We start from the raw sequence: 16,615 nt of genomic DNA on the forward strand, positions 1-16,615 counted from the left end.
ACCCGACCCCCTCATTTCGGATGTCTGAGGCGCGGATTGGCGACGATTGCCGCAATGTCCGCGATGATGTTCAGGCTGATGTAGACGGCGGCGAAGATCAGCCCGACCGCCTGCACCACAGGCACGTCACGCTTGGTGACGTGGTCGACCAAGTATTGCCCCATACCCGGATAGACGAAGATCACTTCGACGACGACGACGCCGACGATCAGATAGGCAAGGTTGAGCATGACGACGTTGATGATCGGCGCAATCGCATTGGGGAAGGCATGCCTGCGGATAACCGCGAAGGCCGAAAGCCCCTTGAGCTCCGCCGTCTCGACATAGGCCGACTGCATGACGTTGAGGATCGCAGCGCGCGTCATGCGCATCATATGGGCGAGCACCACCAGGGTCAGCGCCGCCGCCGGCAGTGCTATGGCCTGGATGCGTTCGCCGAACGGCATCCCCTCATAGACGGTGGAAATGGCGGGAAACCATTGATGTTGCACTGCGAAGAAAAAGACGAGCACATAGCCGACGAAGAATTCCGGGAAGGACGTCGAGGCCAGCGCCAGTCCCGAGATCAGCTTGTCGACCCAGCCATTGCGGTAACGCACCGCGATCAGCCCGAGGATGATCGCCAGCGGCACCGCGACGATCGCCGCCCAGAAGGCGAGGAACAGCGTGTTCCACAGCCTTCCCTTGATCGAGGTTGCGATATCCTGACCGCTCGACATAGCCGTGCCGAGATCACCGGTCAGGATGCCGCCGAGCCAGCGAAAATAACGGATGTAGGCGGGATCATTGAGGCCGAGCTGCTCGCGCAGATTGGCGAGCGACTCCGGTGTTGCCGACTGCCCGAGAATGGCTTGCGCGACGTCGCCGGGCAGGATCTGGGTGCCGGCGAAGATCAGGACCGAAACGGCCAATAGAAGGATGATGCCCAGCGCAATGCGCTGGGCCACCAGTTTCACGATGGGTGAGGACATATCCGCAAGGCCGGGCTCAGGCTTCGAGCCAGCACTTCGCCAGAGCATATCCGTTCATCAACTCCTGATGCGGATCATCCACCCAGCCGGCAACCTTGGCGCCCGTCGCGTCGATGAACTGATTGAACATCGGCAGAATCAGGCCGCCCTCGTCGCGCACCATCACAGCCATGTCGTGGTACATTGCCTTGCGCTTGGCCTCGTCAAGCTCGGCGCGAGCCGCCAGCACCATCTTGTCGAAATCCGGACGCTTGAACCGTGTGTCGTTCCAGTCGGCCGTCGACAGATAGGCGGTAGAGTACATCTGGTCCTGCGTCGACCGGCCACCCCAGTAGGAGGCGCAGAACGGCTGCTTGTTCCAGACTTCCGACCAGTAGCCGTCGCCCGGTTCGCGCTTGATCTCCAGCTTGATGCCGGCCTTGGCCGCGCTTTGCTGGAACAGCTGTGCGGCATCGACGGCACCGGGGAAGGCGACATCCGACGTCCGGAGCAGGACGGCACCGTCATGGCCCGACTTCTTGTAGTGGAACTTGGCCTTGTCGGGATCGTATTTGCGCTGCTCGATCTCGGTGAATAGCGGGTACGATGCATTGATCGGGAAGTCGTTGCCGAGCGAGCCATAGCCACGCAGCACCTTGTTCAGCATTTCCTCGCGGTCGATCGCCAGCTTCAACGCCATGCGCAAGTCGTTGTTGTCGAACGGCGCGGTGTCGCAGTGCATGATGAAAACGTAGTGGCCCGGTCCCGAATGGTTGCGGATGGTGACGCCGGGCACACGCTTGATCAGATCGACGATCTTCGGCTCGACGCGGTTGATCATGTGGACCTGGCCGCCCTGCAGCGCCGCCGTACGCGCCGTGGCGTCGTTGATGACGATGATCTCGATCTGGTCGGCATGGCCCATCTTGTCGCCCTGCCAGTAATTGGCGAAGCGCTCGCCGCCATGGCGCACGCCGGGCTCGTTGGTGGTGACCTTGTAAGGACCCGCCGAGATACCGGCATCGGCCTTATCCTTGCCGCCGTTCGGCTGGATGATCAGGTGATAGTCGCTAAGCAGATAGGGAAGATCGGCATTCGGCTCCTTCAGCGTCAGCACCACTTCCTTGCCGCTGGCCTTTATGCTCTCGATGCCTTTCATATAACCGAGCGCGCCGGACTTCGACTTCTCGTCCGAATGGCGTTCGAGGGTGGCGGCCACGTCCTCTGCGGTCACCTTCTTGCCGTTGTGGAACTCGACGCCATCGCGGATCTTCAGCGTCCAGGTCTTGGCGTCGTCCGACGAGCCGATCTCCTCGGCAATGCGGTTCTCGAGCTTGCCTTCAGGAGACAGTTCGACGATCAGTTCGCCCCACATCTTGCCGAAGGCGAACGGCACCTGCGTCATGAACAGCGCCGGATCGAGACTGTTGGTGGACTCGCCACCGACCAGGCCGGCCTTCAGCGTGCCGCCCTTGACCGGACCCGCCGCGCGGGAAGCGCTGGATAGCAGCGAATTGGCGAAGGTTGCGGTGACGCCAAGCGCAGCTGCCCGGCCGAGAAAATCGCGACGGCTCAGCTTGCCGGACGCAACGCGCCGGCTCAGATATTCCAGTTCGTTCGACATGTTAAGTTCCTCACTCTGTTGGTCCGACCTTATGGTCGTTTTTTCTCATTTCGATCGGGAGAATAATGACCGTAAGGGAAAGCGGTAAGCAAGACCGAATGCGACATGCCGTGGCGTAAATCGTGCGTCGCAATTGGACCAATCGCTATAAGCGCTCAAAGCAGTACGCGCGGGATTTTCTCCTTGAAGTTGCGCTCGAAGACCAGTTTCTCGCCTTCATAGGCTTCAATTCTGGCGCTAACCATGAAGCTTTGCGCGTCGGAGCGCATTTCGGCGAACGTTTCGGTGCGCATCGACCATTCATTTCGCGACAGCGTCTGGGTCCAATGCGTCTTGCCCGACGCTGACAGCGGATTGTCGGGATGGATCGCCCATGTCTCTCTGGCGATGCTCCCGTGGGTGAGGCCATGCTCCAGGTCGCGCACTTCGCCGAAATCGTCGACGATGGAAAGCGTGATCAGTCCGGTCTTTTCGTCGCGATCGACATGACGTTCGGAATTGGCGGGCCGAAGTGTCTCCGTTGCCCAGGGCGTCGCGCCTTCGGGGGCGGGGAAGGTGACCTCATCGCCCGTCGCCGGCGGGCGCAGCGGCAGCATCAATGTCGCGGCCGACAATTCGAGCCGGACCGGCTCCGGCGACGGCCAGATCATCGGCCAATAGCTGTTGGAGATGGCAACGCGCAAGCGGTGGCCGGCCGGCGCCCGATAGGCGCATTGGTCGAGCACCACCCGGGCGCTGACGGTTTCGCCGGGCACCAGCGCTTCGGGAAATTCGTGCGAGTTGCGATGCGTAAGGTTAAGCACGCCGTACGAGATCAGCTCCGACGCTCCGTCCGGGTGGACGTCGCACAGCCGAACCGCGATGTTCGCCTGGCGCCGGTCCGACGAGACTCTGACCAAAACTTCGGGAGCACCGACAATGTCGATCGCTTCGGTCAGCACCGGCTGGTCGAAACACACCGACAGCGCGTCGTCGGGGCGCTGGTCACCCGGCAGTTCCGGGCCGAAGGTGAAGGGGAAATATTCGCCGCCGGCAAGGCCGCAGTTTTGCGGCGACGCGACGATAGCGTGATTGCCTTCAGCGATAAGCTCAACCTCTTGCGTCCGGATGTTGGGTGACGGCCATTCCGATTCAGCGACCCAGCGGCCCGGCCGCGCGGGATGCCAGCGCGCCGGACGCACGCTGTCCATGAGATAGGCGCGGTAGGCGGGGTCGGCCTCGACGCCGGTGTCGATGTCCTTGAGCCAGCGGTCCCACCAGCGCAAGGCCTCCTGCAGGAAGCCGATGCGCGGTTCGGGCGCGGCGTAATGCGGGTATTTGTGGATCCACGGGCCGACGATGCCCTTGACCGGTGCCTCGATATTGGCGGCGAGATGGGAAATCGTATTGCGATAGCCGTCATGCCAGCCGCCGATCGACAGCACCGCGGCATGGATGGCGGAATAGTCCTCGCAGATCGAGCCGCGCTTCCAATAGGCATCGCGATATTGGTGCTTCAGCCACAGCGGTGCCAGAAAGGGCTGGTTCTCCAGCCTGGTCAGCCACAGGTCGCGCCATCTGTTGTCGCCGGCCAGCAACGGATCCGGCGGCCTTGACGAATAGGACAGCATGGTCGAGGCCCAGCCGAAATTCTCGATCAGCAGGCAGCCGCCCTTGTAGTGGATGTCGTCGGCATAGCGGTCGACCGTCGAACAGAGACTGATGACCGCCTTCAGCGCTGGCGGCTGCTTAGACGCCACCTGCAGGCAGTTGAAGCCGCCCCACGAAATGCCCATCATGCCGACATTGCCGTTGCACCAGGGCTGGTCCGCCGCCCAGGCGATGACGTCGCAAGCGTCCTGCAATTCCTGCTCGGAATATTCGTCGTCCATCAGCCCTTCGGAATCGCCATTGCCGCGCATGTCGACGCGGATCGAGGCGTAGCCATGGCCGGCAAAATAGGGATGCGTCAGCTGATCACGATAGATCGTGCCGTCGCGCTTGCGATAGGGCAGGTGTTCGAGGATTGCCGGCACCGGATCGTCGGCGGCATCGGCCGGCATCCACACCCGCGCCGACAGCCGGCAGCCGTCCGGCATGATGATCCCCATGTCGGGAAATTCAACGACCTTGCGCGGGAATTCAGTGACGGTTTTCATGCGGCCACATGATGGAGCCGCTGCCGATGCGTCGTGGGCCAGCCAACGAATTCGGCTGGTCAATCCGCGTCAACTCAGCGGAATGTCGTTGTCGGCCTTGCTAGCCTGGTAGGCGCCGGACAGTTCGTCGTAGCGTGCGGAGATTTTGCCGATCCGCGTCTCCAGTCGCAGGCGTTCGGTCTCAGGCAGCGATCGCACCAATTTGCGGATCGAAAAGCTCCTCCAGTAGGCATTCTCGGCATTGTAGCCGCCGGGATCGAGGGTGAAGACCTCCTTCAGGATCTTCAGATCGTGCGGGATGTCGAAGCTGTCGCGCGAATCCTCATGGCTGAAAAGATAGTAGAAATTGTCGAAGCCGGTCCAGGTGATCGCCGACAGGCAGAGCGAGCAGGGTTCGTGCGTGGCAAGAAAGATCGCGTTCTTGGTATCGACGCGTTCGGCCTTAGGCATTTCGTAGAAGCGCTTCAGGCAGTGCATCTCGCCGTGCCAGAGCGGATTTTCGATCTCGTTGTTGGTTTCGGCAAGCACCAGCGAACGGTCGTCCTTGCGCAGGATCGCCGCGCCGAACAGTTTGTTGCCGTGCGCGACGCCTTCGACGGTCTTCGGCACGATGTCGTGCTCGATGACATCGAGCAGGCGATCGATCAGCGAACTGTCGGTCATCACCGGCTCCCGTCGGGAAGATGGATTTCGTAAGGATGCGAGAAATGACACTCTTCGAGATTGGAGCCGTCGCCGCCGCGGTCGACGACCACAAAATCCTGGACGTCGCCGATCGGCGTCAGCACGCCGTGCCACAGATTGCGCGGGTAGTTGACGCCTTGCCCGGGCGCGGTGATGAAGGCGTGCGGCTCGCCAGGTCCTTCCTCGCCATCATGGCAGACGACGACCAGGAACGGCCGTGGTGACAGCGGGATGAAGGCCTGGCTGCCGAACGGATGGCGCTCCACCATTGTCAGCTTCAACGGCAGTTCATAGGGCGTGCCACGCACCATGGAGATCAGCACGCGCGCATTCGGCCCTCGTGCTTCCGCGGTGGCGAGGTCGTGGTAGCGCTCGGCCTTGCCGCCATTGATCGGATAATGGTTGTCGCTGCCCATATCGATGACGTCGCCGAATTCGGCGAAGGTCTCGCGGGTCAGCGGCCGGGCGACGATTCGGGTCATGGCGCGCGCCTCGCGACGCCGGCGCCGCCAAGCTTGGCATGCCGGTTGACGTCCTTGTAAAGCAGGTAGCGGAATTTTCCGGGGCCGCCGGCATAGCAGGCCTGCGGGCAGAAGGCGCGCAGCCACATATAGTCGCCGGCCTCGACCTCGACCCAGTCCTGGTTGAGGCGGTAGACCGCCTTGCCTTCCAGCACGTAGAGCCCGTGCTCCATCACATGAGTCTCGGCGAAGGGAATGACCGCACCAGGCTCGAGCGTGACGATGGTGACATGCATGTCGTGGCGCATGTCGGCCGGATCGACGAAGCGCGTCGTCGCCCATCGGCCTTCGGTACCCGGCATCGGCGTCGGCGCGATGTCCTGTTCGTTGGCGAAGAACGCTTGCGGCTGGTCGATGCCGTCGACTGCGTCATAAGTCTTGCGGATCCAGTGGAAGCGGACGGCGGCACCGCTTTCATTGCGCACCGTCCATCCGCTCGCCGGCGGCAGGAAGGCAAAGCCGCCCGGCCTTAAGCTATGTTTCTTGCCGGCAAGCGAAACGCATAGCTCGCCTTCGACCACGAACAGCGCACCTTCGGCGGCGGCGTCAAGCTCAGGGCGGTCGCTGCCGCCGCCGGGCGCGAGCTCGACGATGTATTGCGAAAACGTCTCGGCAAAACCCGACAGCGGCCGAGACAGCACCCAGATCCGTGTCCCATCCCAGAACGGCAAAGCGCTGGTGACGATGTCCTGCATCACGCCTTTGGGGATCACGGCATAGGCCTGTGTGAACACAGCGCGGCCGGTCAGCAATTCACTCTGGCCGGGATGTCCGCCTTGCGGCGCATAATAGGTTCGCTCGGCCATTTTCATCATATCCATAAATTCAAGCCTGTTGCGGAAGCCAGGGCCTATCGCGGCAGCCAAGGCCTATTGCGGAAGCATGTCCTTGAGACGAAGCAGCGCGATGCGCTCGACCTGTCTGCAGGCGGTTTCGAATTCGACGTCGTGGCTGTTGCCGATACGCGCTTCGAACTCGGCCAGGATCTCCGCCTTGGTCCTGCCTTTCACCGCGATGATGAAGGGGAAACCGAAACTGGTGACGTAGGCGGCATTGAGTTTTGCGAACAGCTCGCGCTCCTTCTCGGTCAGCGCGTCGAGCCCTGCCGAAGCTTGCTCCTTGGCCGATTCGTCCGTCAACCTTCTGGCCTGCGCCAGTTTTCCGGCAAGATCGGGGTGGGCATTGAGCACGGAAAGCCGCTCGGCCTCGCTTGCTGCGCGAAACACGCGGCAGAGCGCATTGTGCAGGCCGCCGGCACTGTCATGGGCCGGGCCGAGCTCCAGCCCATAAGCGCGCTCGGCAACCCACGGCGAATGCTCGAACACGCCGCCGAATGTGTGGACGAAGGCCTCGAATGCCATTTTCGACGGGCGCAGCGCCGGCAACCGGAACGGATGCGTCTCCTGCCAATGTTTTGCAATGTCGATGCGCCGTGCCAGCCAGACCTTGTCGTGCGATTTGACGTAGTCGATGAAGCGCTTCAGTGCCGCGACCCGGCCCGGCCGCCCAACCAGGCGGCAGTGCAGGCCGATATTCATCATGCGCCGCCGCCCTGCCTTGCCCTCGGCATAGAGCGTATCGAAACTATCCCTGAGATAGGCAAAGAACTGGTCGCCCGAATTGAAGCCCTGCGGCGTGGCAAAGCGCATGTCGTTGGCGTCGAGCGTGTAGGGGATGATCAGCTGCGGCTTCGCCGACCCGTCCGGTGTCACATGCTCGAACCAGTAGGGCAGTTCGTCGTCATATGTGTCCGACACATAGTCGAAGCCGCCCTCTTCCGCCGCCAGCCGCACCGTGTTGATCGAGGTGCGGCCGGTGTACCAGCCGGTCGGCCGCGCCCCTGTGACCTGATAATGCAGCCGGATCGCCGCCTCCATGTCGCGGCGCTCGTCTTCCGGGGTATGGTCGCGGTAGTCGATCCATTTCAGCCCGTGCGAAGCGATCTCCCAGCCGGCCTCCTGCATCGCCGCAACCTGGTCGGGCGAACGCGCCAGGGCCGTGGCCACGCCATAGCAGGTGATCGGCAACTGTGCCTCGCTGAACAGGCGCAGTAATCGCCAGAAGCCGGCTCGGGCGCCGTATTCGTAGATCGATTCCATGTTCCAGTGGCGCTGGCCGGGCCAGGGCGCGGCGCCGACGATCTCGGACAGGAAGGCTTCCGAAGCCTTGTCGCCGTGCAGGACGCAATTCTCGCCGCCCTCTTCGTAATTGACGACGAACTGCACCGCGACATGCGCCCCGCCGGGCCATTTCGGATCCGGCGGATTGGCTCCGTAGCCGCGCATGTCTCGTTCGTAACGCATTCTTGCTCCTGCCGGAAATTGTGATCAGGATAGTCGAAAGGAGTGCCTGCGCATTCCCCCGAAATTTTTGAAAGTGTTTTTGTCGCGCTCCGCTCGACCGGGACTTATGCATCGCCTTTAATTGGCGCACAATTCATGAATAGTGTTCGACCGTTCAGGGAATGGAGCAGCCAGTGGCGGAAACGTCGAAAGCCGAAGGCGGGCGCCTGACGACCCATGTCCTCGACACAGCGGCCGGCAAACCGGCGGCCGGTCTGTCGATCGAGCTCTATCATCTTGGCGGGCAGGCCCGGACGCATCTGAAAACCGTTGTCACCAATGATGACGGCCGCTGCGATGCTCCACTGCTTGCCGGCGCGGAATTCCGCACCGGCGAATACGAACTGGTCTTTGCGGCCGGCGATTATCTGCGCGGGCAAGGGACAAAACTGGCGGAACCGGCCTTCCTCGACCATGTGCCGATCCGCTTCGGTATGGCCGAGCCGATGCACTATCATGTCCCGCTGCTTCTGTCGCCGTACGGCTATTCGACCTACCGGGGAAGCTGAGATGGCCGGGATCAAGACACGCAACGAAATCCGCTTCATCCTCAATGGCGAGGACGTCGCGCTCGGCGCGGTTGCACCCGACCAGACCCTGCTCGACTGGCTGCGGCTCGACCGCTCGCTGAGCGGCACCAAGGAAGGCTGCGCCGAGGGCGACTGCGGCGCCTGCACGGTGCTGGTCGGCAGGCTCTCGGCCGGCAGACTGGTCTATGAAAGCGTCAATGCCTGCATCCGCTTCCTTGGCTCGCTGGACGGCACGCATGTCGTGACCGTCGAGCATCTGCGCGGCGGCGCAGGAAAGCTGCACCCCGTGCAGCAGGCGATGGTCGATTTCCACGGCTCGCAGTGCGGCTTCTGCACGCCGGGATTCGTCATGTCGCTTTATGCGCTGTGGATGCGGTCGCCGGAGCCGTCGGACGCGGCAATAGAAAAGGCGCTGCAGGGCAATCTCTGCCGCTGCACCGGCTACGAGGCGATCATGCGCGCCGCACGCGCCATCTCAAGCTACGGCAAGGCGGCAAAGGATCCGCTGGCGGCGGAGCGCAAGGCAGTTACGGCCAAGCTCGAAGCGATGAAGGACGGTTCGCGCATCGAGATCGGCTCCGCCAACAAGCGGCTGATCGTGCCGGCCAATGCTGACGATCTGGCCAGCGTGCTGGTCAAGGAGCCGGGCGCCACTATCGTCGCGGGTTCGACCGATGTCGGCCTTTGGGTTACCAAGCACATGCGCGATATTGCGCCGGCGATTTTCATCGGCAATCTCGATGGTCTGTGCGGGATTTCCGAGGACAAGGGCGTCATCTCGATCGGCGCCGGTGTCACCTATAGCGAGGCCTTCTCGACGCTGGCGAAACGCATCCCGGCGCTGGGCCCGCTGTTCGATCGCATCGGCGGCGATCAGGTGCGCAACATGGGCACCATCGGCGGCAATATCGCCAACGGTTCGCCGATCGGCGACACGCCGCCGCCGCTGATCGCACTCGGTGCCCGCCTGACGCTGCGCCGCGGCGACAAGCGGCGGACGATCCCGCTGGAGGATTTCTTCATCGCTTATGGCCAACAGGACCGGCAGCCCGGCGAATTCGTCGAGGCCGTGCATGTCCCGGTGCCGGCCGGCGAGACGAAATTTGCCGTCTACAAGATCACCAAGCGCCGCGACGAAGACATCACAGCAGCGCTGGGCGCGTTTTTCCTGAAGCTCGCCGAGGATGGCACGGTGGCGGATGTGCGCATCGCCTATGGCGGCATGGCGGCAACGCCGAAGCGCGCCTTTGGCGTCGAAAAGGCATTGCTGGGCAGGCCCTGGACGGAAGCGACGGTCGAGGCGGCGATGGCCGCGTACGCCGGCGATTTCACCCCGCTTACCGACATGCGGGCAAGCGCCGAATACCGGGCGCTGGCGGCACGCAACCTGCTGCTGCGCTTCTTTGCCGAAACCACCGGCACCCGGGCGCCGATCCAGGTATCACGGCACGAGGCGGCATGATGAACAAGCACGCCACGCCAAACCTGAAGGCGCAAAAAATCGCCGGCGGCGTCGCCACTGACCAGCGCCATGATTCCGCGCACAAGCATGTCAGTGGCACGGCCGTTTACATCGACGACATGCCGGAACCGGCCGGCACGCTGCACGGCTGCCTTGGGCTTTCGACGGCGACGCATGCCACCATCACCAGCATGGATCTTTCGGCGGTACGCGCCGCACCCGGCGTCGTCGATGTGCTGACCGCGAGCGACGTGCCAGGCGAGAACGACATTTCGCCGACCGGCCGTCACGACGAGCCGGTGCTGGCCGACGGCAAGGTGCAATTTTTCGGTCAGCCGATCTTCTGCGTCATCGCTGAAACCCGCGAGCAAGCGCGCCGCGCGACAAGGCTGGCCAAGGTCGAATACGAGGAATTGCCGTTCGTCGCCGATATCGGCGAGCTCGATCCCGGGAAAGACAAGCTGGTCACGCCGCCGCTGACGCTAAAGCGCGGTGATGCAGCGGCTGCGATCTATGCGGCGCCGCGCCGGCTGAAGGGAAAAATGCGCATAGGCGGCCAGGAGCATTTCTATCTCGAAGGCCATATCGCCTTGGCCATCCCCGGCGAGGACCACGACGTCACCATCTATTCCTCGACCCAGCACCCGAGCGAAATCCAGCACATGGTCAGCCATGCGCTCGGTGTGCCGAGCCACGCGGTGACGGTGGAAATCCGCCGGATGGGCGGCGCTTTCGGCGGCAAGGAAACGCAAGGCAATCAGTTTGCGGCATTGGCCGCTATTGCCGCGAAGAAACATCATCGGGCCGTAAAAATCCGGCCCGACCGCGACGACGACATGATCGCCACCGGCAAACGCCACGATTTCCTCGTCGACTACGAGGTCGGCTTCGACGATGAGGGCAATATTCTGGGCGTAGATTTCATGTTCGCGGCGCGCTGCGGCTTCTCGGCCGACCTCTCCGGCCCGGTCACCGACCGCGCGCTGTTCCATTGCGACAACACCTATTTCTGGCCGGCGGTGCACGCGCAGTCGGCGCCGCTCTACACCAATACGGTATCGAACACCGCCTTTCGCGGCTTCGGCGGCCCGCAAGGCATGGTCGGCGCCGAGCGCGTCATCGACGAAGTCGCGTTTGCCGTCGGCAAGGACCCGCTCGAAATCCGCAAGAAGAATTTCTACGGCACCTCAGACCGCAACATCACGCCCTACCACCAGACGGTCGAGGACAACATCATCCACCGCATAGTCGCCGAGCTGGAGGCGAGTTCCAATTATGCGAGGCGCCGCCGCACCATCGATGCTTTCAATGCCAACAGCCGCTTCATCAAGCGCGGACTGGCGCTGACGCCGGTCAAGTTCGGCATCTCGTTCACCGCCACCCATTATAACCAGGCCGGCGCGCTGGTGCATGTCTATACCGACGGTTCGGTGCATCTGAATCACGGCGGCACCGAGATGGGGCAGGGCCTCTATGTCAAGGTGGCGCAGGTTGTGGCGGAAGAGTTCCAGATCGACCTCGATCAGGTCAAGATCACCGCGACGACAACCGGCAAGGTGCCGAATACCTCGGCCACCGCCGCGTCCTCCGGCTCCGATCTCAACGGCATGGCGGCGCAGAATGCCGCCCGCCAGATCAAGGACCGGTTGACCAATTTTGCCGTCGAGAAATACCAGGTGCCGCGCGACCAGGTGCTGTTCCTGCCCAACCGCGTGCGCATCGGCAACCAGGAGATCGCCTTCGCCGATCTCGTCAGGCAGGCCTATATGGCGCGCATCCAGCTTTCAGCGGCGGGTTTCTACAAGACGCCGAAAATCCATTGGGACCGCGACAAGGGCGAGGGCCGTCCCTTCTACTATTTCGCCTATGGCGCCGCGTGCTCGGAAGTCTCTGTCGACACGCTGACCGGCGAATATATCGTCGAGCGTACCGATATCCTGCACGAAACCGGCCGCTCGCTGAACCGCGCCATCGACCTCGGCCAGATCGAGGGCGGCTTCATCCAGGGCATGGGCTGGCTGACAACGGAGGAACTGTGGTGGGACGACAAGGGGCGGCTGCGCACCCATGCGCCATCGACCTACAAGATCCCGCTCGCGTCGGACCGGCCGAAGATTTTTAATGTGACTTTGGCCGACTGGGCGCAAGCAGGCGAACCGACGGTGTACCGCTCCAAGGCGGTCGGCGAGCCGCCCTTTCCGCTCGCAATGTCGGTGCTGCATGCGCTGTCGGACGCAGTGGCGAGCGTTGCCGGCCACAAGATCTGCCCACGCCTCGACCCGCCGGCCACGCCGGAGCGTGTGCTGATGGCGATCGAACGGCTGAAGCGGGAAGCCAAGACCGGCACTTGAATCCCGGAAACGTGCAATTCAGGCCGAAAAACTCTATATTTCCCGATAGGGAACACGAAATGATGAACGCGAAAGTGCAGAGCCTGAAAGCCTTTCTTGCCGGCGCCGGCCGGGTCGCCTTCGTTGAGGTGGCGGGGACAAAAGGTTCGACGCCGCGCGAGACGGGTGCCTTCATGCTCGTCTCAGGATCGGCCACTTTCGGCACGATCGGCGGCGGCCTGCTCGAATACATGGCGATCGACAAAGCGCGGCAGATGCTTTTCTCCCCCCTTGAGGAGGAGATGGCCGCGGAGCGGCCAGAGGGGGTCGTCTCAGAAGGCACCGCCGGTGCGTCGAGCACTGCCGCAGCGACCCCACCCGGCGGCTTCGCCGCCACCCTCCCCTCAAGGGGGAGGGATACCCTCGACATCGCGCTCGGCCCGGAGATCGGGCAGTGCTGCGGCGGCAGGGTCGAGCTGCTGATCCAGCTGGTCGACCCGGCGCTTGAAGCCAAGCTGGTTGCGGCGGCGGAAGCCGAGGAAGCGCAGCTACCGCATGTCTACATCCTCGGCGGCGGCCATGTCGGCCAAGCGCTGGCCTCGGCGATGGCCTTGCTGCCGGTGCATATCGTCGTTGTCGAGACGCGAGCCGAGGCGCTCAAAGGCATGCCGGAAGCAGTCGAAACCAAGCTGACGCCGATGCCTGAGGCGATGGTGCGCGAAGCCCCGGCTGGATCGGCCTTCGTTGTCCTCACCCATGACCATGCGCTGGACTTCCTGATCGTTGCCGAGGCTCTGAAACGCCGGGATGCCGCCTATGTCGGCATGATCGGCTCCAGAACCAAGAAGGCGACGTTCCGGAACTGGTTCCTGAAATCGGCGGACGGAAGCGAGGCGGAATTTGCCCGCCTCGTCTCGCCGATCGGCGGCGATGCCGTTAAGGACAAGCGCCCGCAGGTGATCGCCGCACTCGCCGTAGCCGAGATTATGACGGCGTTGGCCGGCCATGCGGCGGCACCGTCCGCTCAGTCCAAAACCCCTCGCCGCAAGGCGATGGCCGGCTGACGTTTTGGCTATTCCTTCTCCTGCGTGTGCGCCTCAAGGAACCACAGCAATTTGTCGAGCGAGCGTGAATAGGCGGTGAAGATGTCGGCGGTGTCGGCATCGCCCGCGCCAGCCGCCTCGTCGATCGCCGCGCGTGCCCGCTTGGCGGTTGCGGCATAGCGGTCGATCAGCGCCGCCAGATGATCCCGGGTCTTGTGGATGTCGGTCGGATAGGCCTCGAGCATAGTCGCCTTCGACACCTCTTGCGATGTGCCGAGCGCCGTCCCGCCGAGTTGTACGGCGCGCTCGGCAATGGTGTCGACATGGCCGTCGATCTCCTCGCGGAACGTGTCGAGCATCTCGTGAATGGCGATGAATTGCGGTCCCTTGACGTTCCAGTGCGCCTGCTTGGTGATCAAGGCCAGATCGATGGCGTCGGCAAGGCGGGCATTGAGAAGATCGATACACTCTTTCTTGGCATTGGATTGCAGGTCGTTGCGGGTGGCGATGGCATCCATGATCGGCTCCTGTGGCGGTTGCGTCCGCTTGGTTTAAAAAAGGGCGAAGTTTGTGGAAGGTCAATCGAACATGCGCGCAGACGCCCTCATCGCCGCGCGGCACAGCATCCCAAAACGGCGATCTCCGACTTTCGTTCCGCTCGTCGTTTACGCCGGCCTTTTCAAGCCCAGATGGTCGCGCAGCGTGCTGCCTTCATAATCCGTTCGGAACAGCCCGCGCCGCTGCAGCTCCGGCACGACTAGTGTGGCAAAGGCATCGAGTTGGCCGGGAAAATAGGATGGCATGACGTTGAAACCGTCCGCCGCGCCGCCCTCGAAGCGTGCTTCGAGCTCGTCGGCGATCTGGGCGGGCGTTCCGACGACGCGCCAATGGCCGCGCGCGCCGGCGAAATGACGGGCAAGCTGGCGAATGGACAGCTTGTCGCGGCGTGATTGCTCGATGACGAGCGCCTGCCGGCTCTGCATGCCTTCGCTGGCCGGCAGCTCGGGCAGCGGTCCGTCGATGGGATAGCGCGCGAGATCGGATATGCTGAGATAGCTGGAAAGCAGCGCGACACCGACATCGTCCGGTATCAGCTCCTGCAGTTCATCATGTTTTGCCCGGGCTTCCGCTTCGCTTGCCGCGACGACCGGCGCGACGCCGGGCATGATCTTGACGTCCTCCGGCTCGCGCCCATGGGCCGCCAGCCGTCCCTTGAGGTCGTCGTAGAAGGCCTTTGCCTCCTCGAATGTTTGCGCCGCAGTGAACACCACATCGGCGGTCCGGGCGGCGAGATCGCGGCCCTCATCCGACGCTCCCGCCTGGACCATAACCGGTGCACCTTGTGGCGAGCGCGGCAGATCGAGCGGGTCACGCGCCGAAAAACTTCTGCCTTCGTGTCCACCCTGGCCTTGCCAAAGGCCAGCAACCACGGCAGCGAATTCGCGCGCGCGTTCGTAGCGGTTCGCATGTGGGCGCAGTCCGGTCGAGCCGAAATTGGCGGCCTCGATCTGGCTGGCCGAAGTGACAAGGTTCCAGCCGGCTCGGCCGCCGCTCAGATGGTCGAGCGACAGGAAGGTTCGCGCAAGCCCGTAAGGCTCGTTATAGCTTGTCGACGCCGTTGAGACGAGGCCGATGCGCTCCCTCTGCACCGCGAGCGCCGCAAGCAGGCTGATCGGCTCGAAGCCGATCGAGCGCGACGTTTGGCTGGCGATGTTGACATTGGCCTCGCGCACGCCGGCGGCGTCCTCGCAGAAGATCATGTCGAACTTTGCCGCTTCCGCCGTCCGCGCCAGCTGGATGTAATGATCGACGTCGATGCCGGCCGTGACATGCGCCTGCGGATGGCGCCAGGCGGCGATGTGGTGGCCTGTCGCCCACAGGAAGGCGCCGAGCTTCATCTGGCCCCGACCGGCGCTCATTGCCGATCCTCCCCTGCAAGCCCGAGATGGGCGCGCAGTGTCGTCGTGCTGTACCCGGACCGGACAAGGCCGCGGCGGCGAAGCTCCGGCAGCACGAGACCGACGAAATCGTCGAGCGCCGATGTGAACGGCATGGCGACGTTGAAACCGTCGCAGGCTTTCGAGCGAAAGCACTCTTCGAGCCTGTCCGCAAAAAGGTCCGGCGCGGCGGTTATTTCGGCGCTGCCGGTAACGTTCATCAGCACTTTCAGCGCCTCCGGCCTGCGCCCCAAAGTAAGCGCACGGCGCTTCAGATCGCCCGACTTGGCCGGCTCGATCGATGGCTCATCCAGCAGGACGACATCGGCGGTGCGGGCGGCGATATCCATGGCGGGCTCGGACAGGCCGGACATGACCAGCACCGGCGTGTCCTGCGGCGACCGCGCCACGTTGAGCGGCCCGCGCACGGAAAAATATTCGCCCTTGTGGTCGAGAAGGTGCATCTTCTCGGGATCGAAGAAGCGGCCGGCAACTTTGTCGAACAGCAGCGCGTCTGCGTCCCAGCCTTTCCATAAACCTTGCACGATGCCGATGAATTCCTCTGCGCGCAGGCGGAGATCGTCGCCGAAAAACCCTTCCGGCCGGCTGAAATTGGCCGCCTCGCGCGGGTCGGGCGTCATGCTCGCGTTCCAGCCGGCGCGACCATGGCTGATAATATCGAGCGAGGCGAAACGACGCGCGAGATTGTAGGGCTGGTGGGCGACCGTCGACGCTGCCGCGACGAGGCCGATCCTGCTTGTCACCGTAGCCAGCGCTGCCAGCAAGGTCGTCGCTTCGAAGCGCATTTGCCGGTTCGGCCCACTTGCAACCGGCGCGGAATCGCCGAGCAACACCATGTCCAGGCCGGCCGCTTCGGCTTCTTGCACGAACCGCGCCAGCAGACTGAAGTCCGGGCCGGCGCCGGGCGGATGGGAAGGGGCGGCTTCCGGAGACAGTGAAACGGCGAGACACATTGTGGCGCCGTCGGCCATCGCTTTTCCCTGTTGAGCGAGATTCCTTGGGAATTATCTCGTCGGCTGGACGGAAAGCAACC

General features: G+C 63.3%; 14 protein-coding genes. 4 read left to right on the forward strand and 10 right to left on the reverse strand.

Going from position 1 to position 16,615, the window contains the following annotated elements; all coding sequences use genetic code 11:
* Positions 1-11: 11 nt before the first annotated feature.
* From NKJ13_RS10620 to puuE, 7 genes are all read right to left on the reverse strand, one after another.
* Positions 12-971: an ABC transporter permease gene (locus tag NKJ13_RS10620; protein ID WP_352505913.1), complete on the reverse strand. Its 960-nt coding sequence runs from the start codon at positions 969-971 to the stop codon at positions 12-14.
* Positions 972-987: 16 nt separating this feature from the next.
* A complete protein-coding gene (locus NKJ13_RS10625; RefSeq protein WP_254816007.1) occupies positions 988-2,574 on the reverse strand; it encodes an ABC transporter substrate-binding protein in 1,587 nt (528 codons plus the stop codon).
* A 155-nt stretch (positions 2,575-2,729) separates the two neighbouring features.
* Entirely contained in the window at positions 2,730-4,712 is a 1,983-nt protein-coding gene (locus tag NKJ13_RS10630; protein ID WP_352686590.1) for a CocE/NonD family hydrolase, read from the reverse strand.
* A gap of 69 nt (positions 4,713-4,781) precedes the next feature.
* Positions 4,782-5,375, reverse strand: coding sequence for a nucleoside deaminase (locus tag NKJ13_RS10635; RefSeq protein WP_352505911.1), 594 nt, complete (start codon positions 5,373-5,375; stop codon positions 4,782-4,784).
* Positions 5,375-5,878 (reverse strand): ureidoglycolate lyase, encoded by a 504-nt coding sequence (locus NKJ13_RS10640; RefSeq protein WP_352505910.1) that lies wholly within the window; start codon positions 5,876-5,878, stop codon positions 5,375-5,377. The genes NKJ13_RS10635 and NKJ13_RS10640 overlap by 1 nt, the downstream gene beginning before the upstream one ends.
* Positions 5,875-6,723, reverse strand: a complete 849-nt coding sequence (locus NKJ13_RS10645; RefSeq protein WP_502896203.1) for a bifunctional allantoicase/(S)-ureidoglycine aminohydrolase — start codon at positions 6,721-6,723, stop codon at positions 5,875-5,877. The genes NKJ13_RS10640 and NKJ13_RS10645 overlap by 4 nt, the downstream gene beginning before the upstream one ends.
* 63 nt (positions 6,724-6,786) lie before the next feature.
* Positions 6,787-8,220 carry an allantoinase PuuE gene (gene puuE / locus NKJ13_RS10650; RefSeq protein WP_352736840.1) on the reverse strand — a complete coding sequence of 478 codons (1,434 nt, stop codon included), beginning with the start codon at positions 8,218-8,220 and terminating at the stop codon, positions 6,787-6,789.
* A 173-nt stretch (positions 8,221-8,393) separates the two neighbouring features.
* Between puuE and uraH the strand changes: the two genes are divergently transcribed.
* The 4 genes from uraH (at position 8,394) to xdhC (ending at position 13,645) form a co-directional block, all read left to right on the forward strand.
* Positions 8,394-8,768, forward strand: coding sequence for a hydroxyisourate hydrolase (gene uraH / locus NKJ13_RS10655; RefSeq protein WP_352777717.1), 375 nt, complete (start codon positions 8,394-8,396; stop codon positions 8,766-8,768).
* A gap of 1 nt (position 8,769) precedes the next feature.
* Complete coding sequence (gene xdhA / locus NKJ13_RS10660) at positions 8,770-10,251, forward strand: xanthine dehydrogenase small subunit (protein WP_352736842.1); 1,482 nt, start codon at positions 8,770-8,772, stop codon at positions 10,249-10,251.
* Positions 10,251-12,602 (forward strand): xanthine dehydrogenase molybdopterin binding subunit, encoded by a 2,352-nt coding sequence (xdhB, locus tag NKJ13_RS10665; protein WP_352736931.1) that lies wholly within the window; start codon positions 10,251-10,253, stop codon positions 12,600-12,602. The genes xdhA and xdhB overlap by 1 nt, the downstream gene beginning before the upstream one ends.
* 62 nt (positions 12,603-12,664) lie before the next feature.
* Positions 12,665-13,645, forward strand: coding sequence for a xanthine dehydrogenase accessory protein XdhC (xdhC, locus tag NKJ13_RS10670; protein ID WP_352736932.1), 981 nt, complete (start codon positions 12,665-12,667; stop codon positions 13,643-13,645).
* Between the two features lie 8 nt (positions 13,646-13,653).
* Here xdhC and dps read toward each other — a convergent pair whose 3' ends face one another.
* The 3 genes from dps to NKJ13_RS10685 all read right to left on the reverse strand — a co-directional run bounded on the left by dps (position 13,654) and on the right by NKJ13_RS10685 (position 16,553).
* Positions 13,654-14,142, reverse strand: a complete 489-nt coding sequence (gene dps / locus NKJ13_RS10675; RefSeq protein WP_023676226.1) for a DNA starvation/stationary phase protection protein Dps — start codon at positions 14,140-14,142, stop codon at positions 13,654-13,656.
* A 147-nt stretch (positions 14,143-14,289) separates the two neighbouring features.
* A complete protein-coding gene (locus NKJ13_RS10680) occupies positions 14,290-15,543 on the reverse strand; it encodes an LLM class flavin-dependent oxidoreductase (RefSeq protein WP_352736844.1) in 1,254 nt (417 codons plus the stop codon).
* A complete protein-coding gene (locus tag NKJ13_RS10685; protein ID WP_352736845.1) occupies positions 15,540-16,553 on the reverse strand; it encodes an LLM class flavin-dependent oxidoreductase in 1,014 nt (337 codons plus the stop codon). Before NKJ13_RS10685 ends, NKJ13_RS10680 begins: the two co-directional genes overlap by 4 nt.
* Positions 16,554-16,615 lie beyond the last annotated feature (62 nt).

Source organism: Mesorhizobium sp. M0174 (assembly GCF_040322275.1).
Classification (GTDB): Bacteria; Pseudomonadota; Alphaproteobacteria; order Rhizobiales; family Rhizobiaceae; genus Mesorhizobium.